Origin of the sequence: Pseudomonas sp. WS 5146, assembly GCF_012985495.1 — a bacterium.
Taxonomy (GTDB): domain Bacteria; phylum Pseudomonadota; class Gammaproteobacteria; order Pseudomonadales; family Pseudomonadaceae; genus Aquipseudomonas; species Aquipseudomonas edaphica.
In genome coordinates this window covers 24,152-47,392 of record NZ_JAAQWL010000008.1, presented here as the reverse complement: position 1 = coordinate 47,392, position 23,241 = coordinate 24,152, and the positions used below count along the sequence as shown (strand labels likewise).

At 60.2% G+C, this 23,241-nt stretch carries 19 protein-coding genes; 7 read left to right on the top strand and 12 right to left on the bottom strand.

Annotated elements, in window-relative coordinates:
* Positions 1 to 104: 104 nt before the first annotated feature.
* The 11 genes from HBO41_RS20115 to HBO41_RS20065 form a co-directional block, all read right to left on the bottom strand.
* On the bottom strand, positions 105 to 1,334 hold the full coding sequence (locus HBO41_RS20115; protein ID WP_169987485.1) for a multifunctional CCA addition/repair protein: 1,230 nt from the start codon (positions 1,332 to 1,334) through the stop codon (positions 105 to 107).
* Between the two features lie 63 nt (positions 1,335 to 1,397).
* Positions 1,398 to 2,963, bottom strand: coding sequence for a SpoVR family protein (locus HBO41_RS20110; RefSeq protein ID WP_017138056.1), 1,566 nt, complete (start codon positions 2,961 to 2,963; stop codon positions 1,398 to 1,400).
* Positions 2,960 to 4,231: a YeaH/YhbH family protein gene (locus tag HBO41_RS20105; RefSeq protein ID WP_017138057.1), complete on the bottom strand. Its 1,272-nt coding sequence runs from the start codon at positions 4,229 to 4,231 to the stop codon at positions 2,960 to 2,962. Before HBO41_RS20105 ends, HBO41_RS20110 begins: the two co-directional genes overlap by 4 nt.
* Before the next feature lie 113 nt (positions 4,232 to 4,344).
* Positions 4,345 to 6,267: a PrkA family serine protein kinase gene (locus tag HBO41_RS20100; protein ID WP_026013778.1), complete on the bottom strand. Its 1,923-nt coding sequence runs from the start codon at positions 6,265 to 6,267 to the stop codon at positions 4,345 to 4,347.
* A 285-nt stretch (positions 6,268 to 6,552) separates the two neighbouring features.
* On the bottom strand, positions 6,553 to 6,882 hold the full coding sequence (glpE, locus tag HBO41_RS20095) for a thiosulfate sulfurtransferase GlpE (protein WP_017138059.1): 330 nt from the start codon (positions 6,880 to 6,882) through the stop codon (positions 6,553 to 6,555).
* A 9-nt stretch (positions 6,883 to 6,891) separates the two neighbouring features.
* Positions 6,892 to 7,740: a symmetrical bis(5'-nucleosyl)-tetraphosphatase gene (locus HBO41_RS20090; RefSeq protein ID WP_099550419.1), complete on the bottom strand. Its 849-nt coding sequence runs from the start codon at positions 7,738 to 7,740 to the stop codon at positions 6,892 to 6,894.
* Positions 7,740 to 8,120 (bottom strand): Co2+/Mg2+ efflux protein ApaG, encoded by a 381-nt coding sequence (apaG, locus tag HBO41_RS20085; protein ID WP_169987482.1) that lies wholly within the window; start codon positions 8,118 to 8,120, stop codon positions 7,740 to 7,742. Before apaG ends, HBO41_RS20090 begins: the two co-directional genes overlap by 1 nt.
* Before the next feature lie 231 nt (positions 8,121 to 8,351).
* The gene (gene rsmA, locus HBO41_RS20080) at positions 8,352 to 9,164 is read right to left on the bottom strand and encodes a 16S rRNA (adenine(1518)-N(6)/adenine(1519)-N(6))-dimethyltransferase RsmA (protein ID WP_056857851.1); all 813 of its coding nucleotides are present in this window, start codon (positions 9,162 to 9,164) and stop codon (positions 8,352 to 8,354) included.
* On the bottom strand, positions 9,161 to 10,150 hold the full coding sequence (gene pdxA / locus HBO41_RS20075; RefSeq protein ID WP_169987480.1) for a 4-hydroxythreonine-4-phosphate dehydrogenase PdxA: 990 nt from the start codon (positions 10,148 to 10,150) through the stop codon (positions 9,161 to 9,163). Before pdxA ends, rsmA begins: the two co-directional genes overlap by 4 nt.
* Positions 10,147 to 11,487 (bottom strand): peptidylprolyl isomerase, encoded by a 1,341-nt coding sequence (locus tag HBO41_RS20070; RefSeq protein ID WP_017138064.1) that lies wholly within the window; start codon positions 11,485 to 11,487, stop codon positions 10,147 to 10,149. Before HBO41_RS20070 ends, pdxA begins: the two co-directional genes overlap by 4 nt.
* Positions 11,462 to 14,272, bottom strand: a complete 2,811-nt coding sequence (locus HBO41_RS20065) for an LPS-assembly protein LptD (RefSeq protein WP_169987477.1) — start codon at positions 14,270 to 14,272, stop codon at positions 11,462 to 11,464. Before HBO41_RS20065 ends, HBO41_RS20070 begins: the two co-directional genes overlap by 26 nt.
* A gap of 130 nt (positions 14,273 to 14,402) precedes the next feature.
* Here HBO41_RS20065 and HBO41_RS20060 point away from each other — a divergent pair, with 130 nt between their 5' ends.
* The 3 genes from HBO41_RS20060 to HBO41_RS20050 are packed head-to-tail and all read left to right on the top strand — an operon-like array spanning position 14,403 to position 16,868.
* On the top strand, positions 14,403 to 15,428 hold the full coding sequence (locus tag HBO41_RS20060) for an aminoglycoside phosphotransferase family protein (protein WP_169987475.1): 1,026 nt from the start codon (positions 14,403 to 14,405) through the stop codon (positions 15,426 to 15,428).
* Entirely contained in the window at positions 15,425 to 16,099 is a 675-nt protein-coding gene (gene murU, locus HBO41_RS20055) for an N-acetylmuramate alpha-1-phosphate uridylyltransferase MurU (protein WP_017138067.1), read from the top strand. The genes HBO41_RS20060 and murU overlap by 4 nt, the downstream gene beginning before the upstream one ends.
* A 1-nt stretch (position 16,100) precedes the next feature.
* Positions 16,101 to 16,868, top strand: coding sequence for a TerB family tellurite resistance protein (locus HBO41_RS20050; protein ID WP_169987473.1), 768 nt, complete (start codon positions 16,101 to 16,103; stop codon positions 16,866 to 16,868).
* A gap of 143 nt (positions 16,869 to 17,011) precedes the next feature.
* On the opposite strand, the gene HBO41_RS20045 is transcribed toward HBO41_RS20050, so the two are convergent.
* Positions 17,012 to 17,986 carry an alpha/beta hydrolase family protein gene (locus HBO41_RS20045; RefSeq protein WP_169987470.1) on the bottom strand — a complete coding sequence of 325 codons (975 nt, stop codon included), beginning with the start codon at positions 17,984 to 17,986 and terminating at the stop codon, positions 17,012 to 17,014.
* Between the two features lie 77 nt (positions 17,987 to 18,063).
* On the opposite strand from HBO41_RS20045, the gene HBO41_RS20040 reads away from it, so the two are divergent.
* From HBO41_RS20040 to HBO41_RS20025, 4 genes are all read left to right on the top strand, one after another.
* Complete coding sequence (locus tag HBO41_RS20040; protein WP_169987468.1) at positions 18,064 to 20,058, top strand: histidine kinase; 1,995 nt, start codon at positions 18,064 to 18,066, stop codon at positions 20,056 to 20,058.
* Positions 20,059 to 20,076: 18 nt separating this feature from the next.
* Positions 20,077 to 20,706 (top strand): response regulator transcription factor, encoded by a 630-nt coding sequence (locus HBO41_RS20035; RefSeq protein WP_017138071.1) that lies wholly within the window; start codon positions 20,077 to 20,079, stop codon positions 20,704 to 20,706.
* Positions 20,707 to 21,043: 337 nt separating this feature from the next.
* On the top strand, positions 21,044 to 22,156 hold the full coding sequence (locus HBO41_RS20030; protein WP_017138072.1) for an ABC transporter ATP-binding protein: 1,113 nt from the start codon (positions 21,044 to 21,046) through the stop codon (positions 22,154 to 22,156).
* A 43-nt stretch (positions 22,157 to 22,199) separates the two neighbouring features.
* Complete coding sequence (locus HBO41_RS20025; protein WP_169987466.1) at positions 22,200 to 23,240, top strand: ABC transporter substrate-binding protein; 1,041 nt, start codon at positions 22,200 to 22,202, stop codon at positions 23,238 to 23,240.
* The last annotated feature ends 1 nt before the right edge of the window (position 23,241 follow it).

Below are 23,241 nucleotides of genomic sequence, written 5' to 3'. Positions count from 1 at the left end.
CAATGTTTACTGTGCCGACGTCTTCGCGGGCGAGCCCGCTCCCACACGTTTTGCGCTTAACTGAATGGCATTGATGCAAACCCGTCTGCCACAAAGAGTAACGACTACAGGTTGTATTGCTCTTTGTAGGCCTTGAGCACCTTAAGCCGCTCACGCTTGAGCGCCTCGCCCAGCTCCGGGCCTTTGAAACCTTTCTCCAGCAAGGGCGCCACCGGTACTTCGCGAGCGGCCTTGGCTGCGCCGCGTAAATAATCCGCCTGTGGATAACTTCTCTGCTCCAGGCCCTTGCGGCCCCGGGCGTCCATTTCGCAACTCACTACAAACTCTTCAAAGCGCTGCGGCCGGCGATACACGTCAAAACTTTGCAGCAACTCCAGCAGCGTCGAGGCTTTCAGCTCCAGCGCACGGTGGCCGTGGGTGTGGTATTGGCCGACCAGCAGGGCCAGTTCCTGGCAATCCTTCGGCACCTTGAAGCGTTCATTGACCGCCTTGATCAGCTTCAAGCCCGTGTGTTCGTGGGTAATATGCTGCGGCAACTTATCCACAGGCGTCAGGCCTTTGCCCAGGTCGTGCAGCAGGCAGGCCCAGCGCACGGTCAGCGGCTGCTGATGCAAGGCGGCTTGCTCGAGCACGCTAAGGGTATGGATGCCGGTGTCGATTTCCGGGTGATGGGCCTCGGGTTGTGGCACGCCAAACAGTGCATTCACTTCGGGCATCAGGGTTTTCAGCGCGTTGCAGTCGCGCAGTACCTGAATAAACACCTGCGGCTGATCCTCCATCAGCGCCCTGGAAATTTCTTTCCAACTGCGTTCCGGGGTCAAGGCTTGCAGTTCGCCGGACTCGCTGAGTTGGCGCATCAGTTCCAGGGTTTGCGGGGCGACGGTAAAGCCCAAGTGAGCGTAACGCGCAGCAAAGCGTGCAACACGCAGCACTCGCAGGGGATCTTCGGCGAACGCGGGAGAAACGTGACGCAGAATCCGTGCTTCAAGGTCGCTCTGGCCGCCATAGGGATCGGTCAGGTTGCCGTCATCATCCTCGGCCATGGCGTTGATGGTCAGGTCACGGCGAATCAGGTCTTCTTCCAGCGTGACCTCGGGGCTTGCGTGAAACACAAAGCCGCCATAACCCCGGCCACTCTTGCGTTCGGTGCGGGCGAGGGCGTATTCGTCGCCGTTCTTTGGGTCCAGGAATACCGGGAAGTCAGCACCGACTGGCTTGTAGCCTTTAGCGAGCATTTCTTCAGTGGTCGCACCGACCACGACGCGGTCGATATCGGTGACCTTGAGGCCGAGCAGGCGATCACGCACCGCACCGCCGACTGTGTAGATTTTCATGAAAAAGCCTCCATTAGCGGCACAGGATACCGCCTGAGCCGGACCAATGGAGGCTTTGCTGTTTCAGAGATGTACGACGGCCAGGTCCAGGCGGCCGTAGTCGTTATCGTTGTGGTCGGTGCGTGGCGGCACGTGGTGGGTTTTCATCACCTGATCGCCCTGCAGGGTTTCCAGGTGAATGTCGAAGCCCCACAGCCGGTGCAGGTGTTTGAGCACTTCCTCGGTGGACTCGCCCAAAGGTTTGCGGTCGTGCTGCTGGTGACGCAAGGTCAGCGAACGGTCGCCGCGCACATCAATGCTGTAGATCTGCACGTTTGGCTCACGGTTGCCCAGGTTGTACTGCGCTGCCAGGGTTTCACGGATGGTGCGGTAGCCGGGCTCATCGTGGATGGCAGGCACCACCAGATCATCCTTGAGGTCGTCATCGAGAATGCTGAACAGCTTCAGGTCGCGAATCACCTGGGGTGACAGGTACTGCAGGATGAAACTCTCATCCTTGAAGCTGCTCATGGCGAACTTGATGGTCGACAACCAGTCGCTGCCGGCGATTTCCGGGAACCAGCGGCGGTCTTCTTCGGTGGGGTGTTCACACATGCGCCGGATGTCGCGGTACATGGCAAAGCCCAGCGCGTAGGGGTTGATGCCGCTGTAATACGGGCTGTCAAAACCGGGCTGGAACACCACGCTGGTATGGGAGGTGAGGAACTCCATCATGAAACCGTCGGTGACCAGGCCTTCGTCGTACAGGTCATTCATCAAGGTGTAGTGCCAGAACGTTGCCCAGCCTTCGTTCATCACCTGGGTTTGGCGCTGTGGATAAAAATACTGTGCGATCTTGCGCACAATGCGCACGATTTCTCGCTGCCACGGCTCCAGCAACGGCGCGTGTTTTTCCAGGAAATACAGGATGTTTTCCTGAGGTTCGGCGGGGAAGCGTGCATTGTCCTTGTCGCTGTTTTTGCCGGCCTTTTTAGGAATCGTGCGCCACAGGTCGTTGATCTGCTTTTGCAGGTGCTCCTCACGCTCCTTCTGGCGCAGGCGTTCTTCCTCGGCGGAAATCGGATACGGGCGTTTGTAACGGTCGACGCCGTAGTTCATCAGCGCGTGGCAAGAGTCGAGCAAGTCCTCTACCGCATCGATGCCATGGCGTTCCTCGCATTGCATGATGTACTGCTTGGCGAACACCAGGTAATCGATGATCGAGCTGGCATCGGTCCAGGTGCGGAACAGGTAGTTGCCCTTGAAAAAACTGTTATGCCCGTAGCACGCGTGGGCCACCACCAGCGCCTGCATGCAGATGGTGTTTTCTTCCATCAGGTAGGCGATGCACGGGTCGGAGTTGATCACGATCTCGTAGGCCAGGCCCATCTGCCCACGGGTGTAGGACTTCTCGGTGCTGAGGAAGTGTTTGCCATAGGACCAATGGTGATAGCCCAAGGGCATGCCGACCGAGGCGTAGGCATCCATCATCTGTTCGGCGGTGATCACTTCAATCTGGTTGGGGTAGGTGTCCAGGGCATAACCCGCCGCGATACGGCTGATTTCCCGGTCATAGGCCTGGATCAGTTCAAAGGTCCACTCGGAGCCAGTGGAAATGGGTTGGCGCTTATGCTCTTTTTTGGCGGTCATGTCACTAACCTGCGCTGGAAGAGTTCACGGAAGACCGGGTAGATATCGCCGGCCGAGACCAGTTGCTGCTGGGCGAACGTATCGGCAAAGGCTTCACCGATGCGCTCGTATTCGAACCACAGTGCCTGGTGCTCACGAGGGGTAATTTCAACGTAGGTGTAGTACTGCACGAACGGCATGATCTGGTTGATCAGGATGTCGCGGCAGATCGGCGAGTCATCGTTCCAGTTATCGCCGTCGGAGGCTTGCGCGGCGTAGATGTTCCACTCATTGGCAGGGTAGCGCTCGGCCATGATTTCCTGCATCAGCTTTAACGCGCTGGACACGATGGTGCCGCCGGTTTCCCGCGAGTAGAAGAACTCTTCTTCGTCCACTTCCCGGGCGCTGGTGTGATGGCGGATGAACACCACGTCGATCTTGTCGTAGTTACGCTTCAGGAACAGGTACAGCAGGATGAAAAAGCGCTTGGCAATGTCCTTGGTGGCCTGGGTCATGGAGCCGGACACGTCCATCAGGCAGAACATCACCGCCTTGGAGCTGGGGTTGGGTTGTTTCACCAGCAAGTTGTATTTGAGGTCGAAGGTGTCGAGGAACGGCACGCGGTGAATGCGCGCACTGAGTTTCTCGATTTCGGCCTCTATTTGCTGGATATCACCGAAGTTATCCGGCTCTTCGCGCTTTAAGCGCGCCAGTTCTTCCTTGGCCTCCTTCAGTTTGGCGCGGCTGCTACCGGACAGTGCGATACGGCGTGCATGGGCCGAGCGCAGCGTGCGAATGATATTGATGCGGGACGGGTTGCCCTCGTTACTGATCCCTGCGCGCACGGTCTTGAAGGTGTCGGTGCCGGTCAGGTTGCGTTTGACCAGGTTGGGCAATTCCAGGTCTTCAAACATGAATTCCAGGAATTCTTCCTGGGTGATCTGGAACACGAACTCGTCCATGCCCTCGCCGGAGTTGCCGGCTTTGCCGGGGCCTTTACCGCCACCACCGCCTTGGGGGCGCTGGATATGCTCGCCGGTGGTGAATTCCTTGTTGCCGGGGTGCACGACGGTCTGTTTGCCGCCCCGGCCGTGGTGCAGCACCGGTTCGTCGATGTCGCGTCCGGGAATGCTGATTTGCTCGCCATGCTCCATGTCAGTAATGGAGCGGCGGCTGACGGCCTCTTCAACGGCCTTTTTGATGTGGTCACGGTAACGCCGCAGGAAACGCTGACGGTTTACCGTGCTCTTGTTCTTGCCATTGAGGCGTCGGTCGATCACATAGCTCATGGGGAGCCCTCCGGGCAGCTTCACGTTACAAGCTTCAAGCCGCGAGCTGGAAGCTTAGAGACAAGCGGTCGGCTGCCGGGCCAGAAGCCCGGCAGCACGCGCCTGTCGCTGCCTTACTGTGATTTACGCACCCGCAGGTACCACTCGGAAAGCAGGCGTACCTGTTTGTCGGTGTAGCCGCGTTCGACCATGCGCGTAACAAAGTCGTTGTGTTTTTGCTGGTCCTCCTTGCTGGCCTTGGCGTTGAAGCTGATAACCGGCAGCAGGTCCTCGGTGTTGGAGAACATTTTTTTCTCGATGACCACCCGCAGCTTCTCGTAGCTGAGCCAGGTAGGGTTCTTGCCGTTGTTGTTGGCACGGGCGCGCAGCACGAAGTTGACGATTTCGTTGCGGAAATCCTTCGGATTGCTGATGCCGGCCGGTTTTTCGATCTTCTCCAGTTCCTCGTTGAGGGCCACGCGGTTGAGGATCTCGCCGGTTTCCGGGTCGCGGTATTCCTGGTCCTGAATCCAGAAGTCGGCGTACAGCACGTAGCGGTCAAAGATGTTCTGGCCGTACTCGCTGTAGGACTCCAGGTATGCAGTCTGGATTTCCTTGCCGATGAACTCGATGTAGCGCGGCGCCAGGTATTCCTTGAGGAAGCGCAGGTAGCGTTCGCGGGTTTCGGCCTGGAATTGCTCCTGTTCGATCTGCTGTTCCAGCACATAGAGCAGATGCACCGGGTTGGCGGCGATCTCGTGCGGGTCGAAGTTAAAGACCTTGGAGAGGATCTTGAACGCGAAACGGGTGGAAAGGCCGTTCATGCCCTCATCCACGCCCGCCGTGTCGCGATATTCCTGGATCGACTTGGCTTTGGGGTCGGTGTCCTTGAGGTTTTCGCCGTCGTACACGCGCATTTTCGAGTAGATGTTCGAGTTTTCCGGCTCCTTGAGTCGCGAGAGCACGGTGAATTGCGCAAGCATCTTCAGGGTGTCAGGCGCGCAATGGGCCTTGGCCAGGGAGCTGTTGAACAGCAGCTTGTCGTAAATCTTGATTTCATCACTGACCCGCAGGCAGTACGGCACCTTGACGATGTAGATCCGGTCGATGAAGGCTTCGTTGTTCTTGTTGTTGCGGAAGGTATGCCATTCCGATTCGTTGGAGTGAGCCAGCAGGATCCCGGTGAACGGAATCGCGCCCAGGCCTTCGGTACTGTTGTAGTTGCCTTCCTGGGTGGCGGTAAGCAGTGGGTGCAGCACCTTGATCGGCGCTTTGAACATTTCCACGAACTCCATCAGGCCCTGGTTGGCCCGGCACAGTGCGCCCGAGTAGCTGTAGGCGTCGGCGTCGTTCTGTGGGAATTCCTCGAGTTTGCGGATATCGACCTTGCCCACCAGCGCCGAGATGTCCTGGTTGTTCTCGTCACCTGGCTCGGTCTTGGCCACGCCGATCTGGTTGAGGATCGACGGGTAGAGTTTCACCACGCGGAACTGGCTGATGTCGCCGCCAAACTCCGACAGCCGTTTGGTGGCCCACGGCGACATGATGGTATTGAGGTAGCGGCGTGGGATGCCGAAGTCTTCTTCGAGGATCGCGCCATCTTCCGTGGCGTTGAACAACCCCAAAGGCGACTCGAACACCGGCGAGCCCTTGATGGCGTAGAAGGGCACCTTCTCGATCAGTTGTTTGAGCTTTTCCGCCAGGGACGACTTACCGCCGCCGACCGGGCCGAGCAGGTAGAGGATCTGTTTCTTCTCTTCCAGGCCTTGGGCGGCGTGGCGGAAGTAGGAGACGATCTGGTCGATGCATTCTTCCATGCCGTGGAAGTCTTCAAAGGCCGGGTAGCGCCGGATCACCTTGTTGGAGAATATTCGCGACAGGCGCGAATTGTTCGAGGTGTCTACCAGCTCCGGCTCACCAATCGCCAGCAGCAGGCGTTCGGCGGCAGATGCGTAGGTGCTGCGGTCCTTTTTGCACAGCTCGAGATACTCCTGCAGGGTGAGTTCTTCCTGCTGGGTGGACTCGAAGCGTTGTTGGAAGTGGCTAAAGATACTCATGACGTCGTCACCTCGCTCGATACGTGGAGCCGACGCCGGATCAATCAGTCGATGCTGGCAGCCATTGGCGATCGCCACTGGCTGTTTTCCCCCCAGAACACCCTGAAACGCTACCGATGACCCGCACGCCGGTGTACCGGCTCTCCCCTGATTCGGATGGCCTGCGCTTAAGGATAGTTCGGAATCCGGGAGGTCAAGGCGCGATGCGCAATTAGTTTGGCTACGCCGTTCGTCAGAAACGGCGCAAGCCCAAGCGTCACGCGGGGTGGCGGGGTGTGAAAAAAATTATTGCGAATTGTCGGAGGCAATTTCTGCAGGATAGGTCGTACGCCACAGCTCGAAGCCACCGTCCAGGCTATAGACGTCGGAGAAGCCCTGGCTGATCAGATAGGCCGCTGCGCTCTGGCTGGAGTTGCCGTGGTAGCAGGCCACGATCACCGGTGCATCGAGGTCGGCGGCACGGATGAAGTCTTGGATGTTGTGGTTGTCCAGATGCTGCGCGCCGCTGATGTGGCCTGCTGCATAGGTCGGCTGGTCGCGGATGTCGACCACCACGGCGCCTTGCTCGCGCAGGGCCTGGGCTTGTTCGGGAGGGATACGTTTGAATTCGCTCATGGCGGGCTCCTAGGGCTTGGCGCCCGGCAGTGTTACAGAAGGGGGAGGTTCACACTGGCAGCTCAGGCGCTCGCCGGTGTCGATGTTCATCAGGGTCATGGCGCCGCCCCACACGCAACCGGTGTCGAGGGCGAACACGCCAGGTTCTTCGCATTTGCCTTCCAGGGCCGCCCAGTGACCGAAGATGATCTTCATGTCACGGGTCTTGCGTTCCTTGTGGGCAAACCATGGCTTATAACCGGGCAGCGCAGTGTCGGCGCCTTCCTTGCTCTTGAGGTCCAGCTTGCCTTCGGCGGTGCAGAAGCGCATGCGTGTGAAGTAGTTGGTGATCACGCGCAGGCGGGCCACGCCGGTGAGGTCATTGTCCCACTTGACCGGCTCGTTGCCGTACATGCCGTCGAGGTAGGCGGTGTACAGGTTGTCATCGGCCAGGGCGCTTTCGACTTCGGCGGCGCCCTTGAGGGCTTTCTTCAGCGTCCATTGGGGCGGGATGCCGGCATGCACCAAGGCCATGTTGCGGCCTTCGTCGTAATGCATGAGCTTTTGGCGGCGCAGCCAGTCCAGTAATTCAGTCCTGTCCGGAGCTTCCAGGATCTCGCGCAGGGTGTCGCCTTTTTTCAGGCGTTCGATGTTATTGCCGGCCGCCAGCAGGTGCAGGTCATGGTTGCCCAGCACGCACACCAATGAATCGCGCATCTTATAAAGAAAGCGCAGTGTCTCCAGGGACTCGGGGCCGCGATTGACCAGGTCGCCGACCAGCCACAAGCGGTCGCTCGCCGGGTTGAAGGCTACGCGCTCCAGCAGGCATTTGAGGGGTTCCAGGCAGCCTTGCAGGTCACCGACTGCGTACGTCGTCATCAGTGCAGGGCTCCGGGCACTGCGAGGCGAAACGGCGCGATGATGGCGTCGAACAGTTTTCCGTCGCTGGCTTTCATCTGATACGAGCCCTGCATGGTGCCGACTTTGGAGGTCATCACCGTGCCGCTGCTGTAAGTATGGCTGGCGCCGATGTCGATCAACGGCTGCTGGCCAACCACGCCGGCACCACGCACTTCCTCGACCTGGCCGTCGCCATCGGTAATTACCCAGTGGCGCGACAGCAGTTTGGCCGGCACCTGCCCGTTGTTCTTCACCGTGATGGTGTAGGCGAAGGCATAACGGTCGTGTTCAGGTTGCGATTGGTCCGCGAGGAAGCGGGTGACGACGCTGACGTCGATCTGGTAGCGAGGATCGGACATGCAAGAGGCCTTAAGAGCAAAAGCGGAGGACAGCAGATGCGGATCAGTCTAGGCCATGAGCGGGGCACTAGGCCAGACATGTGTCGGGCAGGCGGCAAGCGCTATCGGTATAACGCGGAGCAACTGTGGGGGCGGGCTTACTCGCGAATGCAGTGTGTCAGTCACTGAATGTGTCACTGATGCACCGCCATCGCGGGCAAGCCCGCTCCCACAGTTGTATCGAGTTACAGCTTATTCCACGGTCGGCGCAGGCTGGATCGCAAGCTGATCAGCCAGGCGCACGAATGCGGCCAGGTCCAGTTGCTCGGGGCGCAGGCCACCGTCGACACCGGCGGCTTCGATCTCGGCGTTGCTCAGCAGCGCCTTGAGCGTGTTGCGTAGGGTCTTGCGGCGTTGGTTGAACGCTTCGCGTACCACGCGCTCCAGCAACTTGTGGTCCTTGGCCGGATGCGGCAGCACCGCGTGCGGCACCAGGCGCACGATGGCCGAGTCGACCTTCGGCGGCGGGTTGAAGGCGCCAGGGCCGACGTTGAACAGGTGCTCTACGCGGCAATGGTACTGAACCATGATCGACAGACGGCCCCAATCACCACCGCCTGGGCCTGCGGCCAAACGCTCAACCACTTCTTTTTGCAGCATGAAGTGCATGTCGCGGATGATCCCGGCATTGTTCAGCAGGTGAAAAATCAGCGGCGTAGAGATGTTGTACGGCAGGTTGCCGACCACCCGCAGGCTGTTGGGCGCGGCGTTGAGGCTGTTGAAGTCAAACTTCAGCGCATCGCCCTGGTGCAGGTTGAAGTTGGGCATACCGGCGAACTGCTGGTTGAGGATCGGGATCAGGTCCTTGTCCAACTCCACCACGTCCAACTGGCCGCCACTGTTGAGCAGGCCTTGGGTCAATGCGCCCTGGCCCGGGCCGATTTCCAGCAAGCGGTCTTCTGGCTTGGCATGGATGGAACGCAGAATTCGGTCGATCACGCCAGCGTCGTGCAGGAAGTTTTGCCCGAAGCGCTTGCGCGCCCGGTGTTGGTAATGCTCAGTCATATACGGGTCTCGGCCATCTGATAGGCGGTTTCCAGGGCCACGTGCAGGCTGCCGGTATCGATCTTGCCGCTGCCCGCCAGGTCCAGGGCAGTGCCATGGTCGACGGAGGTGCGGATGATCGGCAGGCCCAGTGTCACGTTGACTGCGGCGCCGAAGCCTTTGTACTTCAGCACGGGCAGCCCTTGGTCGTGGTACATCGCCAGCACTGCGTCGCAGTGCTCCAGATATTTGGGGGTAAACAGAGTGTCTGCAGGCAATGGGCCGCGCAGGTCCATGCCTTCTTGGCGCAGACGCTCTAATGTCGGTTCAATGATGTCGATTTCTTCATGGCCCAAATGACCGCCTTCACCGGCATGCGGGTTGAGCCCACAAACCAGGATGCGTGGTTGGGCAATGCCGAATTTCTGTTGCAGGTCGGTGTGCAGGATGCGTGTAACGCGCTCCACACGCTCGGCAGTGATGGCGTCGGCGATATCGCGCAACGGCAAGTGCGTGGTCACCAGCGCTACCCGAAGGCCGCGAGTGGCCAGCATCATCACCACTTGTTCGGTATGGGTTAGTTCGGCGAGGAATTCGGTATGGCCGGAAAAGGCAATGCCGGACTCGTTGATCACGCCCTTGTGCACCGGGGCGGTGATCATACCGGCGAAGTCGCCGTCGATGCAGCCTTGGCCTGCGCGTGTCAGGGTTTCCAGCACAAACGCGGCATTGGCCTTGTTCAGTCGCCCGGCAACCACCTTGGCTGCCAGCGGGGTGTCCCACACATACAGGCTGCCGGCCGGGGCGGGCAGGTCGGGCCAGTTGCCCGGCGCCACGTCCAGCAAGGTGACAGCCACACCCAGCTGCGCGGCCCGCTCAAGGAGCAGGTCGCGACTGGTAATGGCAATCAGGGGGTGTGGCTGAGGGTGCGAGGCGAGCAGCAGGCACAGGTCTGGACCAATGCCGGCCGGCTCGCCGGGTGTTACCGCGAAACGCTGGGGTTTCACTGTGCTGCCTGGTCGGTGCCTGTTTGCTCGGCGCCTGGCAGCTTGTTCTCTACGTAGGCTTCGTCACGGATCTGACGCAACCAGGTTTGCAGCTCTTCGTCGTACTTGCGGTTACGCAGCACGGTCAGGGCTTGTTGCTCGCGGGCCTGGGTGGTGTTGTCGGTGGCGCGGCGGCCAAGGACTTCCAGGACGTGCCAGCCATATTGGGTCTTGAACGGCTTGGACAGAACGCCTTGCGGGGTCTTGGCCATGACGTCCTGGAACTCCGGCACCAGCGCTTTCGGGTCGATCCAGTTCAGGTCGCCACCGTTGAGGGCGGAACCCGGGTCTTCCGAGAAGCTCTTGGCCAGGGTGGCGAAGTCTTCACCGCCTTCGATGCGGTCATAGATCTTCTGGGCCAGCTCCTTGGTTTGCGCCTCGGTGCGGATTTCGCTTGGTTTGACCAGGATATGACGAACATGCACTTCGTCTTTCAGCGAGGTCTCGCCGCCGCGTTTGCCGAGCAACTTGAGGATGATGAAGCCGCCTGGCGTACGCGCTGGCTGGGTGATTTCACCCACATTCATGGCGCTCAGCTCACGGTCGAACGGAGGTGGCAGTTGCGCGGCTTTACGCCAGCCCATGTCACCGCCGTCCAGGGCGTTGTCGCTGCCGGACATGGCAATGGCCGTTTGGGCAAAGTCAGCACCGGCTTTCAGGCGATCATAGATAGCCTGGGTTTTCGCCGCAGCGGCATTGAGCTGCTCGGAGCTGGCGCTGTCTGGGGTTGGAACCAGGATATTGGCCAGGTGCAGTTCTTCGGAGAGCTGCATCTTGCCGAGGTCCGAGGCCAGGAAGTTCTTCACTTCCTGCTCAGACACCTGAACGCGCTCCGCTACACGGCGCTGACGCACACGGCTGATGATCATTTCACGCTTGATCTGGTCACGGGCGTCTTCATAAGACAAACCATCGTGGGCCAGGGCAGCCTTGAACTGGTCAATGCTCATGTTATTGCGCTGAGCGATGGTGCCGACGGCCTGGTTCAGTTCTTCGTCCGAAATACGGATGCCGGAGCGCTCGCCGATCTGCAGTTGCAGGTTTTCGACGATCAGGCGCTCAAGTACCTGTGGGTCCAGCACGCTGGTAGGCGGTACGCCGCCGCCACGCTTGGCGATGGTTTGCTGAACTTCCTTGACCCGTTGGTCGAGTTGGCTCTGCATGATCACGTCGTTATCGACGATGGCCACTACCTTGTCCAGCTGTTGAACCGCAGCGTGTGCCGATGCGGCCCCCAGGAACAGCGCGCCCAGCACTAGCGGGCGCAAGCAATCAGAAAGCTTGGTCTTCACGTTCACGATAACCTTCAATGCCTTTGTCGAGGAAGCTCTCTACCTTGGCGCCGGTCAGGCCGCCGAGTCCTTTGAGGACGATCTGGAAGAAGAGCCCGTGGTCACCCTTTTCGTTAAGCGGGGCGATCTGGCTGTATTCGTCGTTGGAAACCCAGTAACGGTTGATGACGCGCAGTTTCCAGCAGCAGTTGTCGTACTCGAAACCACCGAAGGCTTCCAGGGTACGGTTGCGGGCATAGTCATACTGCCAGCGGGTGATCAGGTTCCACTGCGGAATGATCGGCCACATCATCGAGAAGTCGTGTTGCTGGATTTTGTAGTAATCCTTCACGAAGTTCGGGTCGCCTGGTTGCCCGTAGTCACCACCGAACTGCCATTTGCCGGTCAGCTGGTTGTAGACAACCTGGTCGTTACGATAGCGATAACCGACGTTGATGATCTTGTTCGGGTTGTCTTCCGGCTGGTAGTGAAGCATTGCACTGCCGGAGCGGGTGCTGTGTTCTTCGGTGTCCCAGTTGAAGTCAGCTGTGGCGCGCCAATCGCGGTTGTAGCGGTATTCGTATTCCAGGGCAACAGGCGACACGTCGGACTGTGCGTCGGAGCGGTCGGAAGCAAGGACACCCGGCAATTGAACCTGGCGATCCTTGAAGTACACCGCCTGACCCACGGACACGCGCTGACGTTCGAAGCCGTTGTCTTCAATCCAGCGGCTGGTTACGCCCAGGGACAGCTTGTTCTCGTCGCCGATCCGGTCGTTGCCGCTGAAGCGGTTATCGCGGAACAGCGAGGAGTAGCTGAACGAGTATTCACTGGTGTCGAATACCGGAATATCGCTCTGGTCCTTGTTAGGCACATAGAGGTAAAACGCGCGCGGTTCCAGGGTCTGGCGATAGTCTTTGCCGAACCAGTTGGTATTGCGGTCGAAATACAAGCCGCTGTCGATACTGGCGATTGGAATAGCGCGGTCCTGGGAACTCTTGAAGTTGCCACCAGCATAGGGATTAGCTGCCGTCGCTGCCGCCTGTTGCGCGATGATCTGGTTCTTGCCAGTGCTGTCCAGGTCAAGATCGTACTTGGTGTACACGTACTTGAGCTTCGGCGTAATAAAACCGTAGGTCCAGTTCATCGGGTAATCAACAGCTGGCGCGACGTTCAGGCGAGTACCGTTCGCACGGGTCAGACCCGTAACAAACGTGTCGAGGCGAGGCGAAACCAGGTTGTTTTCATCGGTAAAGTTGCCATTTTCCAGGTCACGATCAAACCGAACCGCTTCAGTTTCATAGGTGAAGTTCACACCGCCTGGATGATACGGCAGCGCCCCATTAAAGGTGATCTGCGGTAACCGGTTATACGGGGTGATCTGGGAAATCGTCGCAAGCTGGTAAGCCTGCAGGTTCAGGCGCGCCTGATAGGAGTCACCGCGATAAGTCACGGAACCCTGCTGGTTCACAAAGTCGCGAGGCTGAATACCTTCTTCGTAGGTCTTGAGGTCCTGGAAGAAGTAAGGGTCGCTGATGTTGGTGTAGTCAACCTGAGTTGAAACACGCGAATCCAACCCGCCCTTATGCTGCCAATTGAGCATGTAACGGGTTTTTTCGTAATCAGTCTGATTCTTGCGCTCGTCGCTGTCGTCGTTCAGGTACGCGCCGCCGAACTGCCCTTCGCTGGACTTGGTGAGGTAGCGGAATTCGCCCTCAACCATCATGCCGCGCTTGGTCATGTATTGCGGGTACAACGTGGCGTCGTAGTTTGGCGCCAGGTTGAAGTAGTACGGCGTAACCAGTGTGAAGCCGGTTTCGCTGCCGGTGCTGAAGCTTGGCGGCAGGAAGCCGGATTGACGACGGTCGTCGATCGGGAAGTAGATGTACGGGGTGTAGAGGATCGGGATGTTCTTGATCCGCAACGTCGCGTTGGTGGCCGTACCGAAACCGGTGGCCGGGTTCAACGTGATGTTGTTGCCCTTGAGCTGCCAGGCGTTGCTGTCCGGCTCGCAGGTGGTGTACGTACCGTCCTTGAGACGGATGATCGCGTTTTCGGCACGCTTGGCGTACAGGGCGTTACCGCGAATGCGCGACTTGTGCAGCACGTATTCGGCATTGTCGATCTGGGCCGCGCCGGTATCGAGCTGGACCTCGGCGTGGTCGCCGACGATCAGGGCGCCGTTGTCGCGCAGACGCACATCGCCGTTCAGCTCGCCACGGTTCTCGGCCTGGTACAGGCTGGCTTCCTGAGCCTCCATCTGCATGCTGCCCTGGCGCATGACGACGTCACCGGCCAGGGTCGCAACCTGCTGTTCCTGCTCGTAACGAGACACCTTGGCACCGATGAAGGTCGGCGAATCGCTTTTGTCCGTCTTGTCGTTCATGCCAGGACGGGTCGGCTCGATGTACGCGCCGGAGCAATACGGGCCGGTCTCAGCCAGTTGGGCTGCGGTCAGCTTGTCGCGAGGCACCCAGTCCAGGTGGCTGTAGTCGGCACTGCGCGAACGCAGGCCACGGCCCTTGGACTCGGTGACCAGGGTGGTCTTCGGCTCGGCCGCAGCGGTGCCGCCAGCATCGGCTTGCGCCGTGCTGCCAGCGGCGCTGACGGCTGCACCGTCGTGCACCGGGCGCGGTGGTAACGGGGCTGCGGCGGTTTTTGGCGCGCAATCCCAGGCACCCGAAGCAGAGACTGAGCAGTCATACTGTTCCGCGGCGACCACGAATGAGGTGGCGAAAGGTTGCATGGCCAGCAGACTGCCGGTTACCAGCAACGGAAATTTTCTACGAAACGCGGGGGATTTCAATGCCATCTTATTAGTCCGGGCTTCCTGCGTGCCATCTGCCCGCGGTTTGGGCCGCACGCCTCTCGATGGTCTGAAAAAGATGCGTGATAATAAAGCATGACCCGCTTGACGGCTAGCGCCGTCGGAGACCCTTGTAATGCCCGAGCAAGATCTACGTTTACAACAGCTGAAAGTTTGGCTGGATGAGCAGTTGCCGATCCTTTTCAACGCTCAGGACTGGGGTGTCGTACCTCCGGCCACATTGACCGCGGCCAGCAGCGACGCGAGTTTCAGGCGTTATTTCCGGTGGGAGGGCGGCGGTCGCACGTTCGTCGTCATGGACGCTCCACCGCCCCAGGAAAACTGCAAACCTTTCGTCGATATCGCTGATTTACTCGCGAAATCGGGAATAAATGTGCCAAAAATTTATGCAGAAGATTTGCCGCGCGGGTTTCTTTTGCTCAATGACCTGGGCAGAAAAACCTATCTGGACGTGATTGACGCGCAAAACGCCGATCAATTGTTTGCCGATGCCATCGACGCGTTGCTGGCTTTTCAGCAATTGCCGATGGACGCGCCGCTGCCCAGCTATGACGTGGCCTTGTTGCGCCGTGAGCTGGAATTGTTTCCGGAGTGGTACGTGCGCCGGCATTTGGGTATCGAATTCGACACCCGGCAGCAGGCCTTATGGCAACGCGTCAGCGATCACCTGATCGACAGCGCCCTGGCCCAGCCCAAAGTGCTGGTGCATCGCGACTATATGCCGCGCAACCTGATGATCAGCGCGCCGAACCCCGGCGTGCTGGACTTCCAGGACGCGGTCTACGGCCCGGTCACCTATGACATCACCTGCCTGTTCAAGGATGCGTTTCTCAGCTGGCCCAAGGCGCGTGTGCGGGCGTGGCAACGCGGCTACTGGGAACGTGCTGGCGCTTTGGGCATCCCGGTGCAGGCGGATTTCAACGAGTTCCTGCGGGCCAGTGACCTGATGGGCGTGCAGCGTCACCTCAAGGTCATCGGCATTTTTGCACGCATCTGCCATCGCGATGGCAAGCCACGCTACCTGGCCGATGTGCCGCGTTTCTTTGCTTATATAGAAGCGGTACTGGCCGACCGGCCGGAGCTGGACGAGTTGGGCGAGCTGCTCGCCAGCCTGCGTGAACCAACCGAGGCGCGCGTATGAAGGCGATGATCCTGGCAGCAGGCAAAGGTGAGCGGATGCGCCCGCTCACGTTGCACACGCCCAAACCACTGGTGCAGGCGGGCGGCAAGCGTTTGATCGAGTATCACCTTGAAGCGCTGGCCAAGGCCGGCTTCACCGATATCGTGATCAACCATGCCTGGCTCGGCCAGCAGATTGAAAGCTACCTGGGTGATGGTGCGCAGTTTGGCTTGCGCATTCAGTACTCGCCCGAGGGCGAGCCGCTGGAAACCGGTGGCGGAATTTTCCAGGCGCTGCCGTTGTTGGGCGAGGAGCCTTTTCTGGTGGTCAATGGTGATATCTGGACCGACTACGACTTCAATCTCCTCAAGCAACCGCTCAAGGGCCTGGCTCACCTGGTGATGGTCGATAACCCGGCGCATCACCCTTCTGGCGGCGATTTCTACCTGGACGAAGGTCTGCTTCATGATGCCGCGCCCGGTGCCGATAACCTGACCTTCAGTGGCATTTCAGTTCTCGACCCGAAGTTGTTCGCGGGTTGCAGCGCCGGTGCCTTCAAACTGGCGCCGCTGTTGCGGGAGGCCATGGCCAAAGGTCTGGTAACGGGAGAGCACATGACAGGACGCTGGATTGATGTCGGCACGCTGGAGCGTCTGGCGCAGGTTGAAACCTTGCTGACTGCGGGGCAATAAGATGTTGTGGCCAGGGACACTGATCGGTGCCGGGGCTGGCTTTGCCATTGCCAGTATTCCGGGGGCCTTGTTGGGCGCATTGCTGGGGCAGGCACTGGATCGCCGCCTGCAGTTGCACAGCTGGGCGCAATTGCGCGAGCGCCTGGGCGGGCGCCCGGCGTTGCGCAACGACGAATTGCTGTTTGTTTTGTTGGGGCGCCTGGCCAAGAGTAATGGCCGGGTGGTGGATGGGCATATTCAGCAGGCGCGCCAGGAGATGCGCTCGCTGGACATGAGCGAGCCGGCCCAGCGCCGGGCGATTACCGCGTTCAATCGTGGCAAGTCGGGATCCGACCGAGTGCGCAATTACCTGCGCGTACTCAAAGCCCAACCCCATGCGGCAGAAGGTGTATTGCGTGCATGCTGGCGCATGGCCTGGGCGGACGGCAGGGCCGATGACGCCGAGCGCGACCTGATTGACCTATGGGGCAAGTGGCTGGGGTGGACGCCGCAACAGCTGCAGGCGCTGGCGTCTGATTACGCCCCCGAACGCAAGCCATTGGCCAGTCGTGGCGGGGCGTATCAGGAGGCGTTGCGGATTCTGGGGGTGACGTCCACCAGCGAACCGGCGGCGATCAAACGTGCCTATCGCCGCCTGCTCAGCCGCCATCACCCGGACAAGATCGCCGGCAGTGGCGCGAGCCTGGCGCAAGTGCGTGAGGCCACCGAGCGTACCCGCGAGTTGCACAATGCCTATGCGTTGATTCGTGAGCGGCGGGATTTCAGGTAGCCACCACCATTTGGAAGTGACAACCCAATCAGTGTGGGAGCTGGCTTGCCTGCGATAGCGATGTGTCAGTAACACAGATGTCACTGACAGTCCGCTATCGCAGGCAAGCCAGCTCCCACAGTTGATCGGCTTGCCAGGCTGGATTAGTTGGAGGCCGGCTCCGGGCTCAACCACCCGCGAACCCGCCGATACAGCTGCTCTTGCTCAGCCGCACTGTTGCCCGGCAAGGTCTTGAGTGACACCTGTTTATAGCTGTCATTCTTCGCCCGCTTGGCGGCCTGCATGCGTTCCCGGGCGTTTTTGCGCTCTTGAGCGCCGTCCTGGTAATACACATCCGCCGTCGGCACCTTCAGCGCCGGTGCCAGTTTTTGCAGGTCCGGCTGCCTGGCCGCTGGCGTCTTGCCATCCACCATCACCAACTTCTGCACTTGGGACGGCTGTTTCTCGCTCAGGTAGCGCGCAGCCCACCAGGCGCCGGTGCCGTGGCCGAGCAGTACCACACTGCGGGCGCTCTGGGTTTGGGCAAAGGCAACGGCGGCGTCAATGCGATCAAAGATGCGCTTGGCGTCGGTCTTGTCTTGTTCATCAGCACCAGGCACCACCGCCGGGTCAGTGCCTTCGGCTTCGGCGCTGGCGGCTTGTTCGATCGGTTTGGCGGCCGTGCTGCCGTCTTTGCTGCTGGTGTCGACGGCGGCTTTAGGTGGCTCCATGACCCGTGGCGGCAAGGTGTCGAGGTTCACATCCGGCAGCGACAGACTGAGGGTGCCCCAATTGGCATCGGGCAGCTTGCGCCGTAAGGGCGCGATTGCTTGCGGCCAGTCAGCACTTTCCCCTGCGCCCGGTACGATAATCACCACCCCTTCGGGCTCGGCGCTGTTGGCAGGTTTCCACAGCGCCAGGAATGAGTCGGTGCCGGCCTGCAACTGTTGTTGTTCCTGGCGTGGAAGTTGTCGCTCAAGGGCGTTGGCTTCTTCCTGGCTGCGCTCGGGCAGGGCTTGGCGTTCAGCCGGTTTTTCGGCGGTGGGCGCAGGCGCGTCGGCGGCGTGAACAGAAAAGGCGCTGGTAAATAGCAGCGATAGGCACAATGCTGGCAGTGCCGAACGGTGGGTAAAGGGCATCGTTAATTCCCGGCCAGAAGTGATTCCAGCAGCCTAATGGGTTGGTCAGTGTTTGTCAGTGATGTGAGACGTGGATCATGGGTTTTCGCTGTCTGCTGGTTATCGGCTGTGTGTGCTTTGCCTTGATGGCGAATGCCGCGCCTGCGCCTATCGCGCCGCAGGCGCAGCTCAATGCTCAGCAGCGTGAATGGCTGGCGCAGCACCCGCAGTTGCGCGTGGGCCTGGTATTGCAGGCACCGTACGCCCAATACGATCGGCGCCTGCAGCGCCTGTCCGGGGCGAATGTCGAATTGATGCAATGGCTGGCCAAAGCGCTGAATATCGACCTGACCTGGCGCAATTTCCCCAGCCAGGAGCAATTGGAAGCCGCCGTGCGCGATGGCGAGGTGGATATCGCCCCGGGCCTGCAGCAAACCCCGGCGGGTTTGCGTCTGTGGTTATTCAGCGACCCTTACATGCGCGTGCCTCAGCATATCGTCGGCATTCGCGAGGGCGGCGGCGCGGTGGAGCTGGAAAAGCTTGACGAGCTGTCCCGCGTCGCCGTGCGCATGCCCAGCGCTGTCGCCGATTACCTGCGTAGCAATTATCCCAACCTCAACCTGCAAGGCGTCCCTTTGGAGCGTCAGGCCTTGCAATTGTTGGTGAGCCAGCAGGCGCGTTATGCCGTGGTGGATGAGGCGCAATTGAGCCGATTGTCCGGCGAGGCGGAGTTTGCCGGGCTGGCGGTGGTTGGCGATATCGGCCTGCCGCAATTGCTGCGTGTGGCCACGCGCCGTGAGTGGCCGGAGCTGGCGAGCATCATGCAAAGTGCCTTGCGCGCGATACCCGCCCGCGACCTCGACCAATTGCACAGCCGCTGGCTGCAACCCAAATACCCACGGCTGACGGAATCGCCGGGCCTGTGGCAAAACCTCAGCCTGCTCTTGGCGATGTTCCTGCTCGCCAGCCTCGCCGTGGTGGTTTGGCAGCGCCGCCACCAGCGAGTGCTGGAACACAGCTTACTGGCCGCCCGAGAAGAAAGCGCCGCGCGTGCGGCGGGTGCCGAAGCGTTGCGGCTGACGCAGTTCTCCATCGATCAAAGTACGGTCGGCATTCTTTGGGTCAATTGGGACAGCCATGTGCGTTACGCCAACCGCGCCGCCGAAACCATGCTGGGCTACGCCGCGGGCGCGCTGATCGAGCGACCGCTGATCGATTTTGACCCGACCTTGAACATGGACCGCTGGCTCGACGTATGGAAGCGTGCGCGTGCCAGCGAAGAAGGCCCGCAGACCTTCGCCGCCGATTGCGTGCGCGCTGACGGCAGCATCCTGCCGGCGGATGTGTCGTTGAGCTTCCTGCGCTTTGCCGAGGGCGAATACCTGGTGGTTTATCTCAACGACGTCACCGAGCGCCGTCGTTACGTGGCCGCCTTGCAGCAAAGCGAAACACAGCTGCGCGAGCTCTCTGCCCACCTTGAAACCGTGCGCGAAGAGGAAAAGGCGCGTATCGCCCGTGAAGTGCATGACGAGTTGGGTCAGATGCTCACGGTGCTCAAGCTGGAGACCTCGATGTGCGAGCTGGCCTATGCGCAATTGGACCCGGGCTTGACCGAGCGCCTGAACAGCATGAAACGCCTGATCGCCCAGCTGTTCCAGCTTGTCCGGGATGTGGCGACCGCGCTACGCCCGCCGATTCTCGACGCTGGCATCGCCTCGGCGATTGAATGGCAAGCCCGCCGCTTCGAAGCGCGCACGAACATTCCCTGTCTGGTACAAGTCCCGGATAACCTGCCGGCCCTCAGCGATGCCAAGGCAATTGGCCTGTTCCGCATCCTGCAGGAGGCGCTGACCAATGTGATGCGTCATGCCCAGGCGCATACTGTCGAACTGACCCTGACAGTGGAAAGCGCCGACTTGCGGCTGACCATCAGCGATGACGGCGTCGGTTTCGTCGAGAACCCCGGCCGCCCGGTATCCTTTGGCGTAGTCGGCATGCGTGAGCGGGTGCTGATGATGGGCGGGCAATTGAGCCTGCACAGCGAACTTGGGGAGGGCACCACCTTGAGTGTCACGGTGCCGTTGGATGCATAACGATAGGAGCAAGCCCCTGTGATTCGCGTATTGGTAGCCGAAGACCACACCATTGTTCGTGAAGGCATCAAGCAATTGATTGGCCTGGCCAAAGACCTGCTGGTGGTCGGCGAGGCCAGCAATGGCGAGCAGTTGCTGGAGACCTTGCGCCATATCGCCTGTGAGGTGGTGTTGCTGGATATCTCGATGCCGGGCGTAAATGGCCTGGAAGCGATTGCGCGCATCCGTGCATTGAGTAACCCGCCCGCGATTCTGGTGCTGTCGATGCACGATGAAGCGCAAATGGCTGCCCGCGCCCTGAAAGTCGGGGCGGCGGGGTATGCCACCAAGGACAGTGACCCGGCGCTGTTGCTGACGGCGATTCGCAAGGTGGCGGCGGGCGGGCGTTACATCGACCCGGACCTGGCGGACCGCATGGTCTTTGAGGTCGGCCTCACCGATACGCGGCCGTTGCACTCGTTACTGTCGGAGCGCGAGTTCTCAGTGTTCGAGCGCCTGGCCCAGGGCGCCAACGTCAATGACATCGCCCAGCAACTGGCGCTGAGCAGCAAGACCATCAGCACCCACAAGGCGCGGTTGATGCAAAAGCTCCATATCACCTCCCTGGCCGAACTGGTGAAGTACGCCATGGAACACAAACTCTTGTAACCCCCTCGATCGTTCCCACGCTCCGCGTGGTAACACCTCTTGTGACGCTCTGCGTCACGCTTTAGGACGCAGAGCGTCCTGGGCTGCATTCCCACGCGGAGCGAGGGAACGATCAAGCCGGGCTCCTCCAGGTGCGCGTATCTGTTTACGACATAGGCTTTGCCGGCAGACGCTGACGATTGCCGCCGCACTGTTCTCTGCCCGCCATCCGTGTAGGGCAATCCCTACCCCCAATCTTCCATCCTGCTGATGTGATTCTCTCCTCGCCCCCGATTTCCGGGGGCTCGCGCCTGGACTACGCTTTGTGCCACAGCAGTCCAAAACAAAAGGTGCGGGTATGAGCGAGGTGGATTCAAATGATGTGCTGGTCAGCTTTCGTGGCGTGCAGAAGAGCTACGACGGCGAGAACCTGATCGTCAAAGACCTCAACCTGGAGATTCGCAAGGGCGAGTTCCTCACCCTGCTCGGGCCGTCGGGTTCGGGCAAGACCACCAGCCTGATGATGCTCGCCGGTTTCGAGACGCCGACCGCCGGGGAAATCCTGCTCGCCGGGCGCGCTATCAACAACGTGCCGCCGCACAAGCGCGACATCGGCATGGTGTTCCAGAACTACGCGCTGTTCCCGCACATGACGGTGGCAGAGAACCTGGCGTTCCCGTTGTCGGTGCGCGGCTTGAGCAAGACCGATATCAGCGAGCGGGTCAAACGCGTGCTGAGCATGGTCCAGCTGGATGCCTTCGCCCAGCGTTACCCGGCGCAACTCTCCGGCGGTCAGCAACAGCGCGTGGCCTTGGCCCGCGCGCTGGTGTTCGAACCGCAGCTGGTGTTGATGGACGAACCCCTCGGCGCCCTCGATAAACAACTGCGCGAACACATGCAGATGGAGATCAAGCACCTGCACCAGCGCCTCGGCGTGACCGTGGTGTACGTGACCCACGACCAGGGCGAAGCCTTGACCATGTCCGACCGCGTGGCGGTGTTCCACCAGGGCGAGATCCAGCAGATCGCCGCGCCGCGCACGCTGTACGAAGAGCCAAAAAACACGTTCGTCGCCAACTTCATCGGCGAGAACAACCGACTCAATGGCCGCTTGCACAGCCACACCGGCGAACGCTGTGTGGTGGAGTTGGCGCGCGGTGAAAAGGTCGAGGCGCTGGCAGTGAATGTCGGCCAGCTCGGCGGCCCGGTGACCCTGTCAGTACGCCCGGAGCGCGTCAGCCTCAATGGCTCCAGTGAGTCCTGCGTCAACCGCTTCTCTGGGCGGGTGGCGGAATTTATCTACCTGGGCGACCACGTGCGTGTGCGCCTGGAAGTCTGCGGCAAGGCCGATTTTTTTGTGAAACAACCGATCGCTGAGCTGGACCCAGCGCTTGCGGTCGGCGACGTGGTACCGATTGGCTGGCAAGTCGAGCACGTTCGCGCACTCGACCCACTTCTAGAGGCGAATTAATCGCCCCATGGCTTCACCAACCCTGCACGTGGAGAGAACAACAATGTTGAGATCCCTTAAATATTCCGCCTTGGCCATCGGCTTGATGGGCGCGACACAGGCCATGGCAGGCCCGGACCTGACGGTCGTATCCTTCGGTGGCGCGAACAAGGCGGCTCAGGTCAAAGCCTTTTACGCACCGTGGGAAAGCGCGGGTAATGGCAAGATCGTCGCCGGTGAGTACAACGGTGAAATGGCCAAGGTCAAAGCCATGGTCGATACCAAGAGCGTGTCGTGGGACTTGGTGGAAGTGGAGTCGCCGGAACTGTCCCGTGGCTGTGACGAAGACATGTTCGAACCGCTCGACCCGAAACTGTTCGGCAATAGCGCCGATTACGTGAAAGGCGCGATTCAGCCCTGCGGCGTGGGCTTCTTTGTGTGGTCCACCGTGCTGGCGTACAACGCCGACAAGCTTGCCACTGCACCGACCAGTTGGGCGGACTTTTGGGATACCAAGAAATTCCCAGGCAAGCGCGGCTTGCGCAAAGGCGCCAAGTACACCCTGGAATTCGCCTTGATGGCGGACGGCGTGGCCCCCAAAGACGTGTACAAAGTGCTGGCTGGCAAAGACGGCCAGGATCGCGCGTTCAAGAAACTCGACGAACTCAAACCGTCGATCCAGTGGTGGGAAGCCGGCGCACAACCGCCGCAGTACCTGGCCTCGGGTGATGTGGTCATGAGCTCGGCCTACAACGGCCGCATCGCTGCCGTGCAAAAAGAAAGCAACCTGAAAGTGGTGTGGAACGGCGGCATCTACGACTTTGACGCCTGGGCCATCCCTAAAGGCCTGGCCAAGGACCGTGCCGAAGCGGCGAAGAAATTCATCGCCTTCTCGGTGCAGCCGCAACAGCAGAAGACCTACTCGGAAAACATCGCCTACGGCCCGGCCAATACCCAGGCTGTGCCGTTGCTGGCCAAGGATGTGCTGAAAGACATGCCGACCACCCCGGAAAACATCGCCAACCAGGTGCAGATCGATGTGAGCTTCTGGGCGGATAACGGCGAGCAGCTCGAGCAGCGCTTCAATTCCTGGGCGGCCAAGTAAC

Coding starts and splice junctions, on each gene's coding strand:
- HBO41_RS20115 (WP_169987485.1), bottom strand. CDS start 1,334: ATGAAAATCTACACAGTCGGCGGTGCGGTGCGTGATCGCCTGCTCGGC.
- HBO41_RS20110 (WP_017138056.1), bottom strand. CDS start 2,963: ATGACCGCCAAAAAAGAGCATAAGCGCCAACCCATTTCCACTGGCTCC.
- HBO41_RS20105 (WP_017138057.1), bottom strand. CDS start 4,231: ATGAGCTATGTGATCGACCGACGCCTCAATGGCAAGAACAAGAGCACG.
- HBO41_RS20100 (WP_026013778.1), bottom strand. CDS start 6,267: ATGAGTATCTTTAGCCACTTCCAACAACGCTTCGAGTCCACCCAGCAG.
- glpE (WP_017138059.1), bottom strand. CDS start 6,882: ATGAGCGAATTCAAACGTATCCCTCCCGAACAAGCCCAGGCCCTGCGC.
- HBO41_RS20090 (WP_099550419.1), bottom strand. CDS start 7,740: ATGACGACGTACGCAGTCGGTGACCTGCAAGGCTGCCTGGAACCCCTC.
- apaG (WP_169987482.1), bottom strand. CDS start 8,120: ATGTCCGATCCTCGCTACCAGATCGACGTCAGCGTCGTCACCCGCTTC.
- rsmA (WP_056857851.1), bottom strand. CDS start 9,164: ATGACTGAGCATTACCAACACCGGGCGCGCAAGCGCTTCGGGCAAAAC.
- HBO41_RS20065 (WP_169987477.1), bottom strand. CDS start 14,272: ATGGCATTGAAATCCCCCGCGTTTCGTAGAAAATTTCCGTTGCTGGTA.
- HBO41_RS20060 (WP_169987475.1), top strand. CDS start 14,403: ATGCCCGAGCAAGATCTACGTTTACAACAGCTGAAAGTTTGGCTGGAT.
- murU (WP_017138067.1), top strand. CDS start 15,425: ATGAAGGCGATGATCCTGGCAGCAGGCAAAGGTGAGCGGATGCGCCCG.
- HBO41_RS20050 (WP_169987473.1), top strand. CDS start 16,101: ATGTTGTGGCCAGGGACACTGATCGGTGCCGGGGCTGGCTTTGCCATT.
- HBO41_RS20045 (WP_169987470.1), bottom strand. CDS start 17,986: ATGCCCTTTACCCACCGTTCGGCACTGCCAGCATTGTGCCTATCGCTG.
- HBO41_RS20040 (WP_169987468.1), top strand. CDS start 18,064: ATGGGTTTTCGCTGTCTGCTGGTTATCGGCTGTGTGTGCTTTGCCTTG.
- HBO41_RS20030 (WP_017138072.1), top strand. CDS start 21,044: ATGAGCGAGGTGGATTCAAATGATGTGCTGGTCAGCTTTCGTGGCGTG.
- HBO41_RS20025 (WP_169987466.1), top strand. CDS start 22,200: ATGTTGAGATCCCTTAAATATTCCGCCTTGGCCATCGGCTTGATGGGC.